Here is a 16,185-nt window from a genome sequence, read left to right on the forward strand (position 1 = left end):
CTGCTCCCGGCGCGCTGCGTCTCCGCGCACCGCCTTCAGCGCTCTGCCTCTTGGCGCAGCGCCTCTGAGCGCAGCGCCTTGAGCATCTCCTCCGCCAGCGGACCGGCCGACGCCGGGTTCTGACCGGTGTACAGATTGCGGTCGACGACCGTGTGCGGCGCCCAGGGCCCGCCCTCCCGGAAGTCGGCGCCGAGCTCCACGAGACGGTCCTGGAGCAGCCACTTCGCCTTGTCCGCGAGGCCCGTCCGAGTCTCCTCGGCGTTGGTGAACCCGGTCAGCCGGTAGCCCGCGAACGGCGAGCCGCCGTCGGCGCCCTCCGTGGCCAGCAGCGCGGCCGGGGCGTGGCACACCACTCCGAGCGGCTTGCCCGAGGCGAGGGCGTCCCTCAGTACCCGGCCGGATTCGGCGCTGACCGCGAGGTCCTCCATCGGGCCGTGGCCGCCGGGGTAGAAGACGGCGTCGTAGTCGGCCGGATCCACTTCCTCCAGCTTCAGCGGCTGTTGCAGCGCGGTGAAGGACGCGAGGGCCCTCACCACCCGGTCGGCGCCCTCGTGGCCGCCGTTGACCGCCGGGTCGAGACTGGCCCGGTCCACGACGGGTACGACGCCGCCCGGGGTGGCGACCACGACGTCGTGGCCCGCCCCCGTGAACGCCTCGTGGGGGGCGACGACCTCCTCGGCCCAGAAGCCGGTGGGGTGGTGGGTACCGTCGGCCAGGGTCCAGTGGTCGGCGCCGGTGACGACGAAGAGGATTTTCGACACGTTGCTCTCCAAGCTCCCCACCTGCTAGTCGATCTTGAGTTCGCCCATCGCGCTCCACCCGTCCGCGCCTTCGACGGTCGTGCTCACGATCTCGGGCGTACGGCGCACCAGGGGACGCATCGTCTCCAACGCGGCCTTGAAGTGGTCGGAGTTGACATGGGCCGCGGCGGCGTCGTCCTGGAACGCCTCGACCAGCACGTACGTGGTCGGGTCCTCGACGCTGCGCGACCATTCGAACCACAGGTTGCCCGGCTCGTCCCTGGTGGCCCGGGTGAAGGCCTCGACGTGCTGCGGCCACGCTTCGGCGTACTCGGGCTTCACGGGAAACTTGACAACAATGAAGATCATTCGGTCATTCTATGGCGCAACGCTTCACGCTGCGCCAGTCGACCGGTTGTGCGGTGTTCACGTGACCAGCCCCGCGCCCAGCGCGGCCGGGCGGCGTCGGAAGACCAGCCCGTGCTTCGCGACGAGTGCCATGGCCGCTTCCATGTCCGCCGGGCAGCCGTACGGCCCCACCTTCTGCTCGGACTCCTCCGGACCCAGTTCCCCGGTCGGCTGGTCGAGCCGTCGGAACAGCTCCTCCAGTCCTCCCGGCGAGATGATCTCCAGCAGCCGGGCCGGCGTCTGCCCGGCGTTTTGGAACGTGTGCCACTCGTCGCGCGGCTTGAACACGGGATCGCCGGGCCCGGCCACGGCTTCCTCGGCACCGAACCTCGCACCGACCGACCCCTCGATGACGAAACTGAACTCATCCTCAAGCCTCAAGGGTGTGCTTGTGCGCCGGGGCCGCGAGCACCTTCGGGGCAGGCGGTGCTCGACCAGCGCGAAGTGGCCGCCCCACTCACGGCTGTTGATCAGGAACCGGTCCCCGCACGCCCGCTCCGGCCGGTAGGGCTCGCCGTCCTCGGGGCCCAGTATCCGATGCCCGGCCACCGCGCACACCGCCCTCCGTGAGGACTTCGCGGACATTCCGATTCAACGATATGCGCGTGTCCGGAACCGTGCCGACGGCAAGGGGCCGGCATCGCGCATGGATCACCCGCCGACCCGTGGAGCCGGGCCGCGGACGGGCCCGGTGCGCCCGTGACGGCGGATCTCCGGGTGGCCGGGGCGGGAGCGGGGGCGGAGGCGGCGCGGCGGGGGCGTCCGGGAATGGATGTGCGGATTGCGGTCTTATTTGAGACACTGGTGTCTCAAGCGAGACCGGACGGTGTCATCATGCGCCGTCCGGCACGACCCGAACAGGACCGCAATGCACCCCGCCCCCGTCCGGCCAGACCCCCGGGCCCAGCTCGACCCCCGGCGCTGGGCCGTCCTCACGATCCTCTCCGGCAGCCTGTTGCTGATCGCGATGGACACCACGATCCTCAACGTCGCCTTCCCCTCCCTCGTCGACGACCTCCGGCCCAGCTCCGTGCAGCAGCTGTGGATCATCGACGTGTACGCGCTGGCGCTCTCCGGGGTGCTGGTCACCGCGGGCGCGCTCGGTGACCGCTGGGGGCGCAAGCGCCTGCTGCTCATCGGCTTCGGAGTCTTCGCGCTCGCCTCGCTGCTCGCCGTGTTCGCCACCGAGCCGTGGCAGGTCATCGCCGCCCGCGCGCTGCTCGGCGTCGGCGGCGCGGCCATCATGCCGTCGACCCTGTCGATCCTGCGGCACGTCTTCACCGAGGCCCGCGAGCGCGCCTTCGCGTACGCCGTCTGGGCGGCGGTCTTCGGCGGCGGCATGGCGCTCGGCCCGGTCGTGGGCGGCCTGCTCGTCGAGAAGAACGGCTGGCAGTCCGCGTTCCTGCTCAACGTGCCGGTCGCGCTGGCCGTCATCGCGTTCGGGCTGTGGCTGCTGCCCGAGTCGCGTCAGCCGCGCGAGGGCCGCTGGGACTGGTGGGGCGTCGGCCAGTCGGTCGTCGGCATGCTCGCCCTCGCGGGCGGCATCAAGCAGCTCGGCAAGGGCGGCCCCGCCGACCCGGTCGCGTGGGCGCTGCTGGCCGTGGCCGCGATCGCGCTGACCTTGTTCGTACGCCGCCAGCTGAGGCTTCCGCAGCCGCTGCTGCAGGTGCGGCTCTTCGCGAGCCGGCCGTTCAGCATCGCCGCCGCCGCGATCTTCCTCGGGATGATCGCGCTCGGTTCGGCACTGTTCCTGATCACCCAGTGGTTCCAGTACGGCGAGGGCTACAGCCCGCTCCAGGCCGGCATCCGGCTGCTCCCCGCGCCCCTCGGACTGGTCGTCACCTCACTGGTGACGCCCGCCCTGATGCACCGCCTCCCGATCCGTCACGTCCTCGGCGGCGGACTGCTGATGATGACGGCCGGCCTCGCGCTGCCCTGGGTCTTCCAGCGGACCGGCACCCTCGGCTACCCGTCCGTCGCCTTCGCACTGGGCGTGCTCGGCTGCGGCGTCGGCATCGCCACCACGGTCGCCTCCGTCACCCTGATGGCCTCGGCCCCGGCGCGCGACGTCAGCGGCGCCGCCGCCATCGAGGAGACCTGCTACGAACTCGGCGCCGCGATGGGCGTCGCCATCCTCGGCAGCGTGGCGTCCGCCCTGTACCGGGCGCACCTGCCGGCGCTCGGCCTGGACGGCGCGGCGACGGCGGCCGTGCGCGACTCCGTGGGCGAGGCCGCGCACCTGGCCGCGCAGACCGGCGGCCCGGCCGGGGCCGCACTGCTCGAAAAGGTCTCCGCGGCCTTCACCGCGGGCATGACCCCGACCTTCCTGCTCGCCGCGGCACTGCCGCTCGCGGCGGCGGTCCTGGCCTGGGCGAAGATCCCCAAGGACCTCCGCCCGACCGAGAACGCGCACTGAGCCGGCCGGACGGCCCCGGCCCCCACCTGTCGTACTTCCGGTACTTCAGAGCCGCCCCAAGGGTGACTCACTGGCGGGACACCGACCACGAGGCGTGATCCATGCCTTCCGTACCGGAACCACGACAGGCATCCGGTACGGAAGGACCGTCCCATGGCGTCCCGCCCGCGCGGCAGCCGCCCGCGCCGCGCCCTGCCCGCCGCACTCGTCACCGCAGCGGTGGCCGTACCGGTGTCGGGCGCGGCCCGCCCCGCGCCCGCCCCGCGCCCGTCCCGGCCCCGCTGCGCGCCGCGACCCCCGCCCTGGTGGCGTCCGCCGGCTACCCGGCGTCCATGGTCGGGGTCCCCGGCGCCGCGGTCTCCCACCTCGACCCGCCCACGCTCGCCGCCGTCACCTTCGGCCTCGCCCGGTGCGGGGCGGCGTCGCTGCTGCTGGGCCCGCTGCGGCGGGTGCTCGTCCGGCCCGCCGCCCGGGCGGCGGTGGCGCTGGTCAACCTCTCCGCGATGACGGTGTCCCTCCGGCACCGGACCGCGATGGTGGCGGTCACCGCCACCGGCCCGCTCGCGGGCGGAGCCCTGCCCGGGTCACTGAGCCGGTCCGGCCGGAATCAGGCGGTGCGCGGCCGACCTCGCCGCCGCCAGCGCCCGGCCGCGGTCGCCGGCGCGCTGGCCCAGCACCACCCGGGTGCTCAACCCGTCCAACAGCGCCAGCAGTTCGGACGCGTGCGCCGGGATGTCCATCGGCGCGAAGCGCCGCCGCGTCACGCCCTTGGTGAGCAGCGCCTCCAGATCCTCCTGCCAGGCCCGGTCCATGGCCTCCTGGGCCTGGCGCAGGTCCTCGTTCGCCGGCGTACGGGCCCACAGCTCGATCCACAGCATCCAGCGCGGGTCGCGCGGCCCGCGCGGCAGGTACAGCTCCAGGAACCGGTCGAGCTTGCGCTCCGCCGTCGTCGGGCGGCCCAGCAGCACCCGGCGCTGCCCGGTGAGTTCGGTCTCGCTCCAGCGCAGCGCCTCCAGCAGCAGCCGGTCCTTGCTGCCGAAGTAGTACAGGATGTGGCCGCCGCTGGTGTCCAGCCGCTCCGCCAGTGCGGACATGGTGAGCGCGGCCAGGCCGTGCTCGGCGATGAGCGCCGTGGCCTCTTCGAGCATCCGCTCCTGAGCGATGTGCCCGTCACGCCGTCGCGCCGCTCCTGCCACCGGTTTCGCCTCCGCCGTCCGTACCCGATGGCCACGACCTTAGCCGCGGAGCGCACGGATGTGTGCCGGGGTCTTGACGGACGGGGGAGCGGCACCGCATCTTGAATGCCGTTCTAACTTCTAGAACGGCATTCAAAGTCACCAGGTCCAGGGCGGGGAGTGGCATGGCCATACGCGAGGCGGAGCAACAGCGGCAGGGCGGCGACGAGGTGTTCCGGGTCGAGACCCACGGCATCGACCCCATTCCCGACGAGGAGCGGCACGGCAGCGCCAAGGACCTCTTCTGGCTCTGGTTCGGCTCCAACCTGACCTTCACCTACGTCATCAACGGCGCCCTCGCCGTCGCCTTCGGCCTGTCCTTCTGGCAGGCGACCGCCGTCGTCGTCATCGGCGGTCTGCCGTTCTTCGCCATCAGCGCGGCGGGACTGAGCGGCATCCGTACCGGCACGGCCACCCTCGTGATCTCCCGCGCCGCCTTCGGCACGCGCGGCAACTGGCCCGCCGGAATGCTCAACTGGGTCGTCAGCATCGGCTACACCATCGTCAACACGGTGGTCGGCACCCTCGCCCTGGAAGTCCTCCTCGCCGAACTCGGCTGGAGCGGCGGCGACACCGCCCGCGCCCTGGCCCTCCTGACCACCCTCGCCCTGACCTTCGCGGTCGCCCTGTGGGGCCACGCCACCGTGCAGTTCGCCGAACGCCGGCTGGCGTACGCCCTGGCGGCCGGGTTCGCCGCGCTGCTCGTCTTCGTCCTGCCCGGCGCCGACACCACCGCCCCCGCCGCCGGCCCCGGCGCCGCCGGCTGGAGCCTGGCCTTCGTCGTCATGCTGGCCGGCCCCTTCTCGTACCTGCCGATGCCCGCCGACTACACCCGCTACCTCCCCGCTTCCACCTCGCTGCGCTCCCTCACCTGGAGCGGTGCGCTCGGCGGCTTCGTCTCCTCGGTCGCGCTCGGCGTCGCGGGTGTCGCCGCCGCCACCCAGACCGACATGACCGACGCGGTGGCAGGCGCGGAGAAGCTGCTGCCCGGCTGGTTCCAGCCGGTCTTCCTGGCCCTGGTGCTCCTCGGCTCCGTCACCAACTCGATCATCACGCTCTACTCCTCGAGCCTGAACCTCCAGGTGCTCGGCATCCCCTGGAGCCGGTCGCGGACCATCCTCGTCAGCGCCGCCGTCACCGCCGCCGGCTCGCTCTGGGCCCTCTTCTTCGCCGACTTCACCGAATCGCTGCTGTCCTTCCTCTCCCTCCTGATCATCGTCTTCGCCCCCTGGGGCGGCGTCTTCCTCGCCGACATGCTGCTGCGCCGCTGCCGTTACGACGCCGAGGCCCTGCACGCCGGAGCGGGCGGCGCGTACTGGTACCGGGCCGGCTACCACCCGGCGGGCATGACCGCCCTCCTCGCCGGCATGGCCTTCGCCGCCCTCACCTGCGACTCCGAACTGTGGACCGGCCCCCTGGTCGTACCGCTCGGCGGCGCCGACCTGACCCTCCTCGGTTCGGTCGTCTCCGCACTCACCTACTGGGCGCTGGCTCCACGTCCGCCCGCCCGGCCCGTCCGCTGAATCACCCGTACTTCCCGTACCACCCCAGGAGTTCACCCCCATGACCCGCACCACCCCGGCCGACCTGGTCCTCGTCAACGCCCACATCCACACCGTCGACCCGCGGCTGCCCCGGGCACAGGCCCTCGCCGTACGCGACGGGCGCATCGCCTGGCTCGGCGCGGACCCCGAAGCCGCGCAGTGGACCGGACCGGACACCCGGATCGTCGACGCGGGCGGCCGGCTGGTGCTGCCCGGCTTCATCGACGCCCACAACCACGTCCGGCTCGGCTCCGACGACGCCTGCGTCCAGCTCGCCGGAGTCCGTACGCTCACCGGCATCCACGAGCGCATCCGCGCCTGGCACGCCCTCCACCCCGACGCGGACTGGATCGAGGCCGAAGCCTTCGACTACTCCGCGATCCCCGGCGGCCGGATGCCGCGCGCCGAAGACCTCGACCCCGCCACCGGCGACACCCCCGCCTTCGTCCTCAGCTACGACGTCCACACCGCCTGGCTGAACACGGCGGCCCTGCGCCGCCTCGGCGTCGAAAAGGGCCGTACGAGCCTGCCCTTCGGCGAGGCCGAGACCGATCCCGGGACCGGCGAACCCACCGGATTCATCAAGGACTTCGCCGTCAAGGGCCTCTCCCGCGACGGCCACCGCGCCCTGCGCGGCCTCGGTGTGCCCTGGGCCTCGCCCGACCGGCAGTACGGGCGCCTCGCCCAGAGCCTCGACGACGCGATCGGGTACGGCATCACCACCGTCGTCGAGCCGCAGAACTCCCTCGACGACCTCGCCCTCTACGAGCGGGCCCGCACCGAGGGCCGGCTCCGCTCCCGGATCGTCGCGGCCCTCTTCCACCCGCGCGGCACCACCGACGCCGACCTCGACGACTTCGCCGCCGCCGCCCGCCGCTTCGACGACGACCGGCTGAGCGTCGGCCCGCTCAAGCTCTACATCGACGACGTCGTCGAACCCCGCACCGCCGCCCTCCTCGAGCCCTACAGCGGCTGCGGCCACCACCGGGGCGACACCTTCTACCCGCCCGAGGAGTTCGCCGAGCTGCTGACCCGGCTGGACGCGCGCGGCTTCCAGTGCTTCGTCCACGCCACCGGCGACCGCGGCATCCGTACCGTCCTCGACGCCGTCGAGCGCGCCCGCGCAGCCAACGGCCCGCGCGACGCCCGCCACCAGGTGGTCCACGTCGAGTGCCTCGACTCCGAGGACACCCCGCGCTTCGAGGAGCTGGGCGTGGTCGCCTGCATGCAGCCGCGCCACTGCGCCCCGGAGATCGCCGGGCCCGGCAAGGACTGGGCCGAGAACGTCGGCGAGGGCCGCTGGCACAAGGCGTGGCCGATGCGCAGCCTCCACGCGGCGGGCGCGGTGCTCGCCTTCTCCAGCGACTGGAACGTCGCCGAGATGGACCCGATGGTGGGCATCTACACCGCCGTGACCCGGCGCCCCCTCGGTGGCGGCGAACCCTGGATGCCCGGCGAGACGGTCGACGTGGAAACCGCCGTGCACGGCTACACCATGGGTTCGGCGTACGCCAACTTCCTCGAGCACCAGCGGGGTTCGCTGGCCGTCGGCAAGCTCGCCGACTTCGTCGTCCTCTCCCGCGACATCCTGGCCGTCGCACCCGAGGACATCCCCGGCACGGTCGCCGAGACCGTCGTCGTGGGCGGCGAAGTGGTGGTCACGGCGTCATAGCCAGCCGTTGCGGCGGAACGCCCGGTGGATCGTGAAGCAGGCGGCGGCCATGACGGCGAGGGCGAGCGGGTAGCCGTACGTCCAGCGCAGTTCGGGCATGTGGTCGAAGTTCATGCCGTAGACGCCGCAGATCATGGTCGGTACGGCGATGATCGCCGCCCATGAGGTGATCTTGCGCATGTCCTCGTTCTGGACGATCGTCACCTGTGCCAGATGGGCCTGGAGGATCGAGTCGAGCAGCCCTTCGAAGGCGGTGATCTGCTCGGAGGTCCGGGACAGGTGGCCGGCGACGTCACGGAAGTACGCCCGGATCTCCGGTTCCACGGCCGGCATGGGCTCGGTGGCCAGCAGGTGCAGCGGACGGGCCAGCGGCGCCACGGCCCGCTTCAGTTCCAGGAGTTCGCGCTTGAGCTGGTAGATCCGGCCGGCGTCGCCGCGCCCCGCCGACTCGCTGAACACCGCGGTCTCGACCGCGTCGATGTCGTGCTGCACGGCCTCGGCCACCACGAGGTAGTCGTCCACCACGTGGTCGGCCACCGCGTGCAGCACGGCGGCGGGGCCCAGGGCCAGCCGCTCGGGCACCGACTCCAGCACCTCCCGCAGCGGACCCAGCGAACCGCGGCCGCCGTGCCGGACGGTGATGACGAAATCAGGGCCCGTGAACACCATGAGGTCGCCGGTGTCCACGATCTCACTGGTGGCGGTGAGTTCGGCGTGCTCGACGTAGTGGACGGTCTTGAAGACGGCGAACAGCACGTCGTCGTACTGCTCGACCTTCGGCCGCTGATGCGCCTGCACGGCGTCCTCGACGGCCAGTGGATGCAGCTCGAACAGCTCGGCGAGACCGGCGAACTCCTCCTCGGACGGTTCGTGCAGCCCGATCCAGACGAATCCCTGGCCGGCCTTGCGGACCCGCCGCAGAGCCTCCTCGGCCGGACAGTCGCCCGGCCGGCGTGCGCCGTCCTCGTAGACCACGCAGTTGACGACCGCGCTGCCGAGCGGGGACCGGGTGGGGTGGCTCAGGTCCACGCCCGGGCGGTAGGCACGGCGAACCGCCCGGCTGAGAGTGCGGATCAACGGCATGGGGTGCTCCTTCGGCGAATCGGCGGCCAGTGTGCCACCGGGGGCCCCGGCCCACTCCACAGGGGTGCTGCGGGCCGCTCCCGGGGCCGTACACTCCTGAGCATGGGTCGCACATGTGGAGCTGAGGAGTGCCTGAGCCGGGCTCCTCATGCCCTGTGCCGGGCCCTGCACGGCCACGGCTAACGATCCCCCGCCCCGGCGGAGCCCGGGCCCTGTCCGCCGGTTCCTGATCCGGCCTGTTCCACCACTGCTTCACGCAGTGCGCGCAGCCTTCCCCCTTTTCCTTTTCTTCTTCTTACGGCCCGCCGCTGGCACAACCTCCGCGCGCGGGCCGGCCGCCGCCGTACCCCCCGAGAGGACCCCTGTGAAGTTGAGCGAGTTGCTGGCCGGCCATGACCACGAGGTCCTCGAAGGGGATCCGGAGACGGTGATCACCGCGGGCACCTGCTTCGACGCTCACCGGGCCACGCCGGGCACCCTGTTCATCGCCGTGCCCGGGCACGACGGCGGCGGCCCCGAGGCGGTCGGCCCCGCGCTCGCGCGCGGCGCGGTGGCGGTGCTCGTCGACGGTACGGACCAGGGCTCCGAGGCATCGGTGGCCGCTGCCGCGGCCGCTGTCGCCGCGGGAGTCTGCGTCGTACGCGTGCCGGACGTCAGGAAGGCCGCCGCGGCCGTCGCCTCCCGCTACTACAGCGAGCCCGGACGGGCCATGGACATGGTGGCCGTCACCGGCACCAACGGGAAGACCTCCGTCTCGTACATGGTCGAGTCCCTGCTGCGGATCGCCGAGGGCGCCGAAGTGGGGGTCATCGGGACGGGCGGCAGCCGGATCGGGGACGAGGTGATTCCCATGCCGAGGTCGGTGCTGACCACGCCGGAGTCGCCCGACTTCCAGTACCTGCTGGGGCGCATGCGGGACCGCCGGGTGTCCACCGTGGTCCTGGAGGCGACCTCGATGGGGCTGCTGACGCACCGGGTGGACGACTCGTTCATCGACGTGGGGATCTTCACCAACCTCACCCAGGACCACCTGGACGACCACGGCACCATGGAGAACTACCGGGACGCCAAACTGCGCCTCTTCCAAGGGCTGTGCCGGCGCGCGGTCGTCAACGTCGACGACGCGGTGGGCGCCGGGATCGTGGCGATGATGCCGGGCGCGGTGACGACGTACGCCCTCGACACGGAAGCCGACTACCGGGCGACCGACCTCGTCACGGACGGTCACGGCACGCGGTTCACCCTCCATCACGACGGCCGCGCGTACCCGGCGGCGATCCCCGTCCCCGGCCGGTTCTCGGTCGCCAACGCGCTGGCCACCGTCGCCGCCTGCCATGTGCTGGGGCACGATCTGGCGGGCCTGGTCGCCGCGCTGGACCGGATGCCGACGGCCCCCGGCCGCTTCGAACGCTTCGAGACACCGGGCGGCACGTCCGTGATCGTGGACTACGCGCACTCCCCGGACTCGCTGGAGAAGGTCCTGACCACCATCCGGGGCTTCGCCAAGGGGCGGGTCGTCACCGTCTTCGGCTGTGGCGGGGACCGCGACACCACCAAGCGCGCCGAGATGGGCGAGATCGCCGGGACCCACTCCGACCTGTGCGTCCTGACCTCGGACAACCCCAGGAACGAGGATCCCGAGGACATCCTGGACCAGATCACCCCCGGTCTCCTGGCGACCGGCACGCCGTTCGAACGGTACGCCGACCGCCGCAGCGCCATCGCCCACGCGCTGTCCGTGACCGGGCCGGACGACATCGTGCTGATCGCGGGGAAGGGCAGCGAGCCGTACCAGATCGTCGGGGAGCGGCTGATTCCGTTCAGCGACATGGCCACGGTGCGCGAGCTCACCGGGGCGTAGCCGGACGCGGGCGGCGCGGCACCGCCGACGGGGCACCCCGCCCGCGGGCTCAGCCGCCCTCCGGCCCGTCCTCCGGCCCGTCCTCCGGCCCGTCCTCCCGCCCGTCCTCGTGCGCGGCGCCCTCGCCCTCGTACGCGTAACCGGCGACCCAGGTGATGTCGAGCTGCGCCGACGAGCCGGGGGCGGCGGGCGGCCCGTACAGCGCGCTCTCGTTCTGCAGGACCCAGGACAGCGGCCCGGACGGCACGCCCCGTGTGCTCGACCCGACGGGCACACCGTCCAGGTAGTAGCGGATCTCGTCCGGCGTCCACTCGACGGACGTCGTGTGCCAGTCCGTCCAGCGGGCTCCGGTGGCGAACATGTCCTGCCGGCCGCCGTCGCACGGGTGCGTGAACGCCGTGATCGTGTCGGTCCAGTTCTGCTCCGGATAGTCGATCTCGCACCCGTTTCCGTACCAGAGGTGCGCCGACTTGTAGCCGGGCGCGGCCTTCACCACCCGGAACCGCTCGCTGAACTTCCCGTACGTCTGCTCCATCAGCTTCTTCGGCACGACCGCGGCGGCATGGACGGGCCCGCCGTCCTCGGGCCGCCACATCCGGATGCTCATCCGGCCGTCGCCGTTGCCGACGGGGCCGACGCTGACGGTGTCCTCCGGGTGGTAGGCGCCGCCCACGGACCGGACGGAGTTGCCGTCGGCGCCGGACGTCGCGGTGTCCTGCCAGCCGCTCGGGTACGCCCACCACTCGTCCCGGTAGGTGCCCTCCAGGCCGGCGCAGTACGCGTCCTTCGTGTCCGCGTGGTGGTCGCAGCCGCTGAACGATCCGAGCGGCACCGTGTCCCCGTTGAAGTTCTCGGCGAAGACCTGCCGGAACGGCCCGCAGTCACCGCGCGGCATGCTGTCGCCGACGGTGCGGCAGGCGTCCTGCGAGGACGTGACCGCGTCCGACGCGGGCATCAGCCACGGGAGCAGGAAGGACACCGAGGCCAGCGCCAGTGCGGCGGGCAGGAGACGGCGCCGTGGCCACCGGTGCGTGGGTACGGTCATGGGCCCGGTCCTCCAGATGCGTGTTCTGGACGGTGCGCCCCATACCGTACGGGGGCGGCGTCCCGCCGTACACCGCGCGCACGTATGGCGGGCGCCACCGTGCGCCGAAGGGGCCGGGGGCGGAGGGTGGGAGACATGTCTCATCACCTCAGTGGGCCGAACCTGCGGTCGCCCATGGACGATCCGCGGCTGGACCTGACGGATCTGTTCGTGTTCACGGTGCCGGGTGAGCGCACCGCTCTGATCATGAACGTGCATCCGCTGGCCCCGGCCGCGGGCGCGGTGTTCCATCCGGACGCGGTCTACCGCATCAATGTCGACGTGGACGGCGACGCCCTGGCCGATGCGGCGTTCAGCTTCGTCTTCTCCCCGCCCCGCGACGGGCAGCAGACCGCGACCGCGTACTGGGCGACGGGGGCGCAGGCCCGCACCCCCGAACCCGGCGGGCAGCAGATCTTCACCGACGTGCCGGTCGCCTCCGGGGCGGAGCCCCGCGTGGCCGAGTCCGGGCCCTACCTGTTCTTCGCCGGTCTGCGCAGCGATCCGTTCTTCGCCGACCTCGACGGCATCCTCAAGGACTTCCAGTGGACCGGGGTGGACTGGGGGGCCGACAAGAACGTCCTCTCCATCGTGCTGGAGGTCCCGAGCGACGAACTGTGCCCCGACCCCCTCATCGGGGTGTGGGCACGGGTGAGCCTGTGGCAGGACGGCCGGCTCAGGTCCGTCGACCGCGGCGCCCACCCCTCCCTGACGGCGTACTTCAACGCGGACGAGGTGAAGGAGGCGTACAACGAGGGGGAGCCCGTCCACGACTGGGACACGTACCACGACGCGTGGCGGGAGGTGCTCCGGCACACCGGCGGCTACGACGCCCAGGCCGCCGAGGAGGTCCTGCTCACGGTGTTGCCGGACATCCTGCGCTTCGACCGCGACCTCGGCGCCGCCTACCCCAACGGCCGGACGCCCACCGACGACGTCACCTCCGCCCGGCTGGCCATGGTCTCGGGCGGGAAGATCGCCGGTGACCACATCGGCCCGCACACCGACCTGCTCCTCGACTTCCCCTATCTGGGCACGCCGCACCCGGACCCGGCGACGGTGCCCGGCTGACCAACCTTCACGCGGCCGGCCGCGGACCCGGGTGGCGCGCCCCTTCGGTGAGGTACGCCGCGACCGTGTCGCCGAGCATGCGGCGGTGGCGGGCGCGGTGCTCCGCGGCGGTGAGGGCGTGGCCGAACAGGGCCTCGAAGGTGTGCTGGTCGGCGATCCGCACGACACGGAACGCGCTGATCACCATGTGTACGTCGATGGCGTCGGCCGAGGCGACGAAGTCGCCGCTCGTGCGCCCCGCCTCCCCGATCCGGCTGATCGCGCCGAGCGCGGGCGTACCGAGGTTCGCCGGCGCCGGCGACTTGCGGACGTGCTCGGCCCGGTGGGTGTTCTCGGTGCCCACCAGGCGGATGGAGTCGGGGTGCGCGTCGTGGTGGTCGAAGGTCGGCTCGGCGAGCGTGCGGACCGCCTCGACAGGACCGAGCCGGTCGACGTCGAGGGCGTTCTTCGCGCCGCGTACTTCGGCGTAGGCATGCTCCAGGACAGCCGTGCAGAGCTGCTCCTCGCTGTCGAAGCAGTAGCCGAAGCAGTAATAGATCATGCGCTTGGTGGTGCGCATGAGCGACGCGATCTCGTCCACCCCGGCGCCGGTGCAGCCCTGCCGCGCGAATTCCCGCGTGGCGGCCTCGAGGTCACGGAGCTCCACGGGTCGACGCGTTGAGGCCCCCGTCCCAGGGCGCGGGCCGGTCACCGTCCACAGCGGGGGGCGGGCGCGGGAGCGTGCTGGGCGGCGAGCCGTACGGGGGTGTTGGACAGGCCGAAACCGCGGTAGCAGCCGATGCGCTGCACGACCTCGAAGAAGACCCGGCCGACGGTGACGGTGTAGAAGTGCAGGAACTCGCCGCCGCCGTCGGCCTCGCCGGCCCTGTCGTACAGCAGCCCGAGCTCGCGCAGTTCCCGGTGGCGCGCCTCGCCCAGGTCGTAGCGGGCCCGCAGGTCGTCGTAGTAGTTGTCGGGAATGGGCAGCAGTACGTCGTCGGGCAGGGCCCGGAGCCGGCGCGCGGTCGCGACGATGTCGTCGTCGGCCAGCGCGATGTGCTGCCCGGGCAGCTCCCGCGCCGCTCCGACGTGCGCGACGGTGAGCGCGAGGCGGACCGTGCCGGTGGCGTTGGACATGGCACGGCTGCGCAGCAGACCGTACGGATCGGCCGCTTCGACGCTCTCGTGCGGCCGCAGCCCGAGGACCGAACGGTAGAACAGGGCCGCCTCGTCGAACTGGTCCCAGGGATGGCTCAGCGCCACGTGGTCGATGCGGCTGATGTGGCCCGCGGGCGGCGTCGCCGGATCGAAGTCCTCGCGCCAGACCGGCTGCCCGGCGCCGCAGAAGAACAGTTCGGTGCCGTCCGGCGCCGCGACGGCGTCGAGCGGCGCCTCGTCGGGGGCGCGGTGGCGGGGGAGCACGGGCGAGAGCAGGGACGTGGCGCGCGCGACGCAGAGCGCGGGGTCCGGGGCCTCCAGGCCGACGGCCACCAGGGAGGTGTCGACGGGGCTGTCGGGATGGGTGCGGCTGAGCAGGATCCTGGCCCGGCCCTGCTCCCACAGCTCGACCGGCTTGGTCTCGTGCTGTCCCGTACGGGCGAACCCCAGCGCACCGAGCAGCCCGCCGAGGCGGTGGTGGTCACGGGTGGCCAGCTCGGCGAAGGCGAAGCCGTCGGACTGCGCGGGGCGGGGGAGGGGCGAGCCGGTGCCGAGCACCTGCGCGACGGACTCCTCCAGGGCGATCAGGGACCGCATCGCGTCGACGGCCGTCCGCCCGGTGTCGGCCTGCCGGAAGCTGTCGTTGAAGACCTCCAGCGACAGCGGGCCCGTGTAACCGGTGCGCAGGACATGGGCGAGCAGCCCGGTGAGGTCGAAACCGCCCTGGCCGGGGAAGCAGCGGTAGTGGCGGCTCCACTGGAGTACGTCCATGGCGAGCAGCGGGGCGTCGGCGAGCTGGAGGAAGAAGATCTTGTCGCCGGGGATGGCCTCGATGCCGCCGGGGTCCGAACCGCGCGACAGGATGTGGAAGCTGTCCAGACAGGTGCCCAGGTTCGGGTGGCCGGCCATCCGTACGATCCGCCAGGCGTGCAGGTACGTGCCGACGTGCAGGCCCCACGCCAGGGCCTCGTACGCGATCCTGATGCCGTGCTCGGCCGCCCGCCCGGCGAGCAGGCGCAGCTGCTCCGCGGCGAGCGCGTCGTCGTCGACGGCGCCGGGGGAGGCGTTCGAGCAGACCAGCAGCGTGTCGGCGCCGAGCCGCTCCATCACCCGGAACTTGTGCTCGGCCCGCCGCAGATTGTCCGCGAGCCGGTCGGGGGCGACCGCCTCGAAGTCGCGGAAGGGCTGGTAGAGGTCGATCCCCAGCCCCAGTCCTTCGGCTCGCTCGCGGATCCGCTCGGGCGGCAGCGGGCAGCCCAGCAGGTCGTTCTCGAAGATTTCCACGCCGTCGAACCCGGCCCGGGCGACGGCCTCCAGCTTCTCGGTCAGGCAGCCGCTGACGGAGACGGTGGCGATGGACTTGCGCATGAGGGGCTCCTGCCTGGGAGGCGACGGGGGCGGCCATGTGGGCGAGCGTCCTGACCGGGTCGGGCTCGCGTCCGGTGAACAGCCGGAAGGCGTGTGCGGCCTGGAAGACGGCCATGCCGCCACCGTCCAGGATGCGGCAGCCCAGGGCGGGCGCCGCGCGCAGCAGCTCGGTGTCGAGCGGCCGGTCGACCACGTCGGCGACTCAGAGCCCCGGGTGCAGCGGTTCGGCGGGGAAGGGGGGAGACCCGGGGGGTGCGCCATGCCGGTGGGCGTGGCTGCACCAGCCCGTCGGCCCCGGCGAACAGCGTGGCGAGCCGGTCCTGCGGGGCGGCGTACGCCCGCCCGGCGCCGAAGCGTCCGGTCAGTTCGGCGGCGAGGGCCGTGGCGCGGTCCCGGCCGGCGTCGACGAGGGTGACGTGGCCGGCGCCGAGGGTGAGCAGGGCGTGTGCCACGGCGGCTCAGGGGCCGCCCGCGCAGAGCTGTACGACCCGGCGGGCAGGAGCGTCCTCCAGACCCCCGGCGAAGGACTGGGCGAAGCCGCTCCAGCCGGTGTGGTGCCCGCAGGT

Annotated in this window: 13 protein-coding genes and 2 pseudogenes; 6 read left to right on the forward strand and 9 right to left on the reverse strand. The window is 72.6% G+C overall.

The features are described 5' to 3' along the window. Positions 1–35: 35 nt before the first annotated feature. From ACWDZ4_RS25630 to ACWDZ4_RS25640, 3 genes are read right to left on the reverse strand one after another with little or no spacing between them, the layout of a single operon-like run. On the reverse strand, positions 36–761 hold the full coding sequence (locus ACWDZ4_RS25630; protein WP_451510763.1) for a type 1 glutamine amidotransferase domain-containing protein: 726 nt from the start codon (positions 759–761) through the stop codon (positions 36–38). A 24-nt stretch (positions 762–785) separates the two neighbouring features. Then, entirely contained in the window at positions 786–1,109 is a 324-nt protein-coding gene (locus tag ACWDZ4_RS25635) for a putative quinol monooxygenase (RefSeq protein ID WP_451510733.1), read from the reverse strand. Positions 1,110–1,166: 57 nt separating this feature from the next. Next, positions 1,167–1,529 (reverse strand): cupin domain-containing protein, encoded by a 363-nt coding sequence (locus ACWDZ4_RS25640; RefSeq protein WP_451510734.1) that lies wholly within the window; start codon positions 1,527–1,529, stop codon positions 1,167–1,169. 487 nt (positions 1,530–2,016) lie between these two features. Here ACWDZ4_RS25640 and ACWDZ4_RS25645 point away from each other — a divergent pair, with 487 nt between their 5' ends. Together ACWDZ4_RS25645 and ACWDZ4_RS25650 are read left to right on the forward strand one after the other, a co-directional pair. Next, positions 2,017–3,564, forward strand: a complete 1,548-nt coding sequence (locus ACWDZ4_RS25645; RefSeq protein ID WP_451510735.1) for an MFS transporter — start codon at positions 2,017–2,019, stop codon at positions 3,562–3,564. 287 nt (positions 3,565–3,851) lie between these two features. Next, positions 3,852–4,148 (forward strand): annotated as a pseudogene (locus tag ACWDZ4_RS25650) (acyltransferase family protein); the annotation flags it as partial. Here ACWDZ4_RS25650 and ACWDZ4_RS25655 read toward each other — a convergent pair. Further along, a complete protein-coding gene (locus ACWDZ4_RS25655; protein ID WP_451510736.1) occupies positions 4,149–4,760 on the reverse strand; it encodes a TetR/AcrR family transcriptional regulator in 612 nt (203 codons plus the stop codon). It abuts the pseudogene before it with no gap. 164 nt (positions 4,761–4,924) lie between these two features. Between ACWDZ4_RS25655 and ACWDZ4_RS25660 the strand changes: the two genes are divergently transcribed. Next, positions 4,925–6,322 (forward strand): purine-cytosine permease family protein, encoded by a 1,398-nt coding sequence (locus ACWDZ4_RS25660; protein ID WP_451510737.1) that lies wholly within the window; start codon positions 4,925–4,927, stop codon positions 6,320–6,322. Between the two features lie 40 nt (positions 6,323–6,362). Next, positions 6,363–8,015 (forward strand): amidohydrolase, encoded by a 1,653-nt coding sequence (locus tag ACWDZ4_RS25665; RefSeq protein ID WP_451510738.1) that lies wholly within the window; start codon positions 6,363–6,365, stop codon positions 8,013–8,015. On the opposite strand, the gene ACWDZ4_RS25670 is transcribed toward ACWDZ4_RS25665, so the two are convergent. Then, positions 8,010–9,098 (reverse strand): magnesium and cobalt transport protein CorA, encoded by a 1,089-nt coding sequence (locus tag ACWDZ4_RS25670; protein WP_451510739.1) that lies wholly within the window; start codon positions 9,096–9,098, stop codon positions 8,010–8,012. The genes ACWDZ4_RS25665 and ACWDZ4_RS25670 overlap by 6 nt on opposite strands. A gap of 364 nt (positions 9,099–9,462) precedes the next feature. Here ACWDZ4_RS25670 and ACWDZ4_RS25675 point away from each other — a divergent pair, with 364 nt between their 5' ends. Beyond that, positions 9,463–10,959, forward strand: a complete 1,497-nt coding sequence (locus ACWDZ4_RS25675) for a UDP-N-acetylmuramoyl-L-alanyl-D-glutamate--2,6-diaminopimelate ligase (RefSeq protein ID WP_451510740.1) — start codon at positions 9,463–9,465, stop codon at positions 10,957–10,959. A 49-nt stretch (positions 10,960–11,008) separates the two neighbouring features. On the opposite strand, the gene ACWDZ4_RS25680 is transcribed toward ACWDZ4_RS25675, so the two are convergent. Next, on the reverse strand, positions 11,009–12,004 hold the full coding sequence (locus tag ACWDZ4_RS25680) for a glycoside hydrolase family 16 protein (RefSeq protein WP_451510741.1): 996 nt from the start codon (positions 12,002–12,004) through the stop codon (positions 11,009–11,011). A 135-nt stretch (positions 12,005–12,139) separates the two neighbouring features. Here ACWDZ4_RS25680 and ACWDZ4_RS25685 point away from each other — a divergent pair, with 135 nt between their 5' ends. Beyond that, positions 12,140–13,114 (forward strand): DUF4331 family protein, encoded by a 975-nt coding sequence (locus tag ACWDZ4_RS25685; protein ID WP_451510742.1) that lies wholly within the window; start codon positions 12,140–12,142, stop codon positions 13,112–13,114. Positions 13,115–13,121: 7 nt separating this feature from the next. On the opposite strand, the gene ACWDZ4_RS25690 is transcribed toward ACWDZ4_RS25685, so the two are convergent. From ACWDZ4_RS25690 to ACWDZ4_RS25700, 3 genes and pseudogenes are all read right to left on the reverse strand, one after another. Continuing rightward, on the reverse strand, positions 13,122–13,760 hold the full coding sequence (locus ACWDZ4_RS25690; protein WP_451510743.1) for a TetR/AcrR family transcriptional regulator: 639 nt from the start codon (positions 13,758–13,760) through the stop codon (positions 13,122–13,124). Positions 13,761–13,801: 41 nt separating this feature from the next. Continuing rightward, positions 13,802–15,619, reverse strand: coding sequence for a bifunctional sugar phosphate isomerase/epimerase/4-hydroxyphenylpyruvate dioxygenase family protein (locus ACWDZ4_RS25695; RefSeq protein WP_451510744.1), 1,818 nt, complete (start codon positions 15,617–15,619; stop codon positions 13,802–13,804). Between the two features lie 4 nt (positions 15,620–15,623). Beyond that, positions 15,624–16,179: pseudogene (locus tag ACWDZ4_RS25700) on the reverse strand (shikimate dehydrogenase); the annotation flags it as partial. Positions 16,180–16,185: the final 6 nt, after the last annotated feature.

Source organism: Streptomyces sp. NPDC003016, from assembly GCF_053591455.1.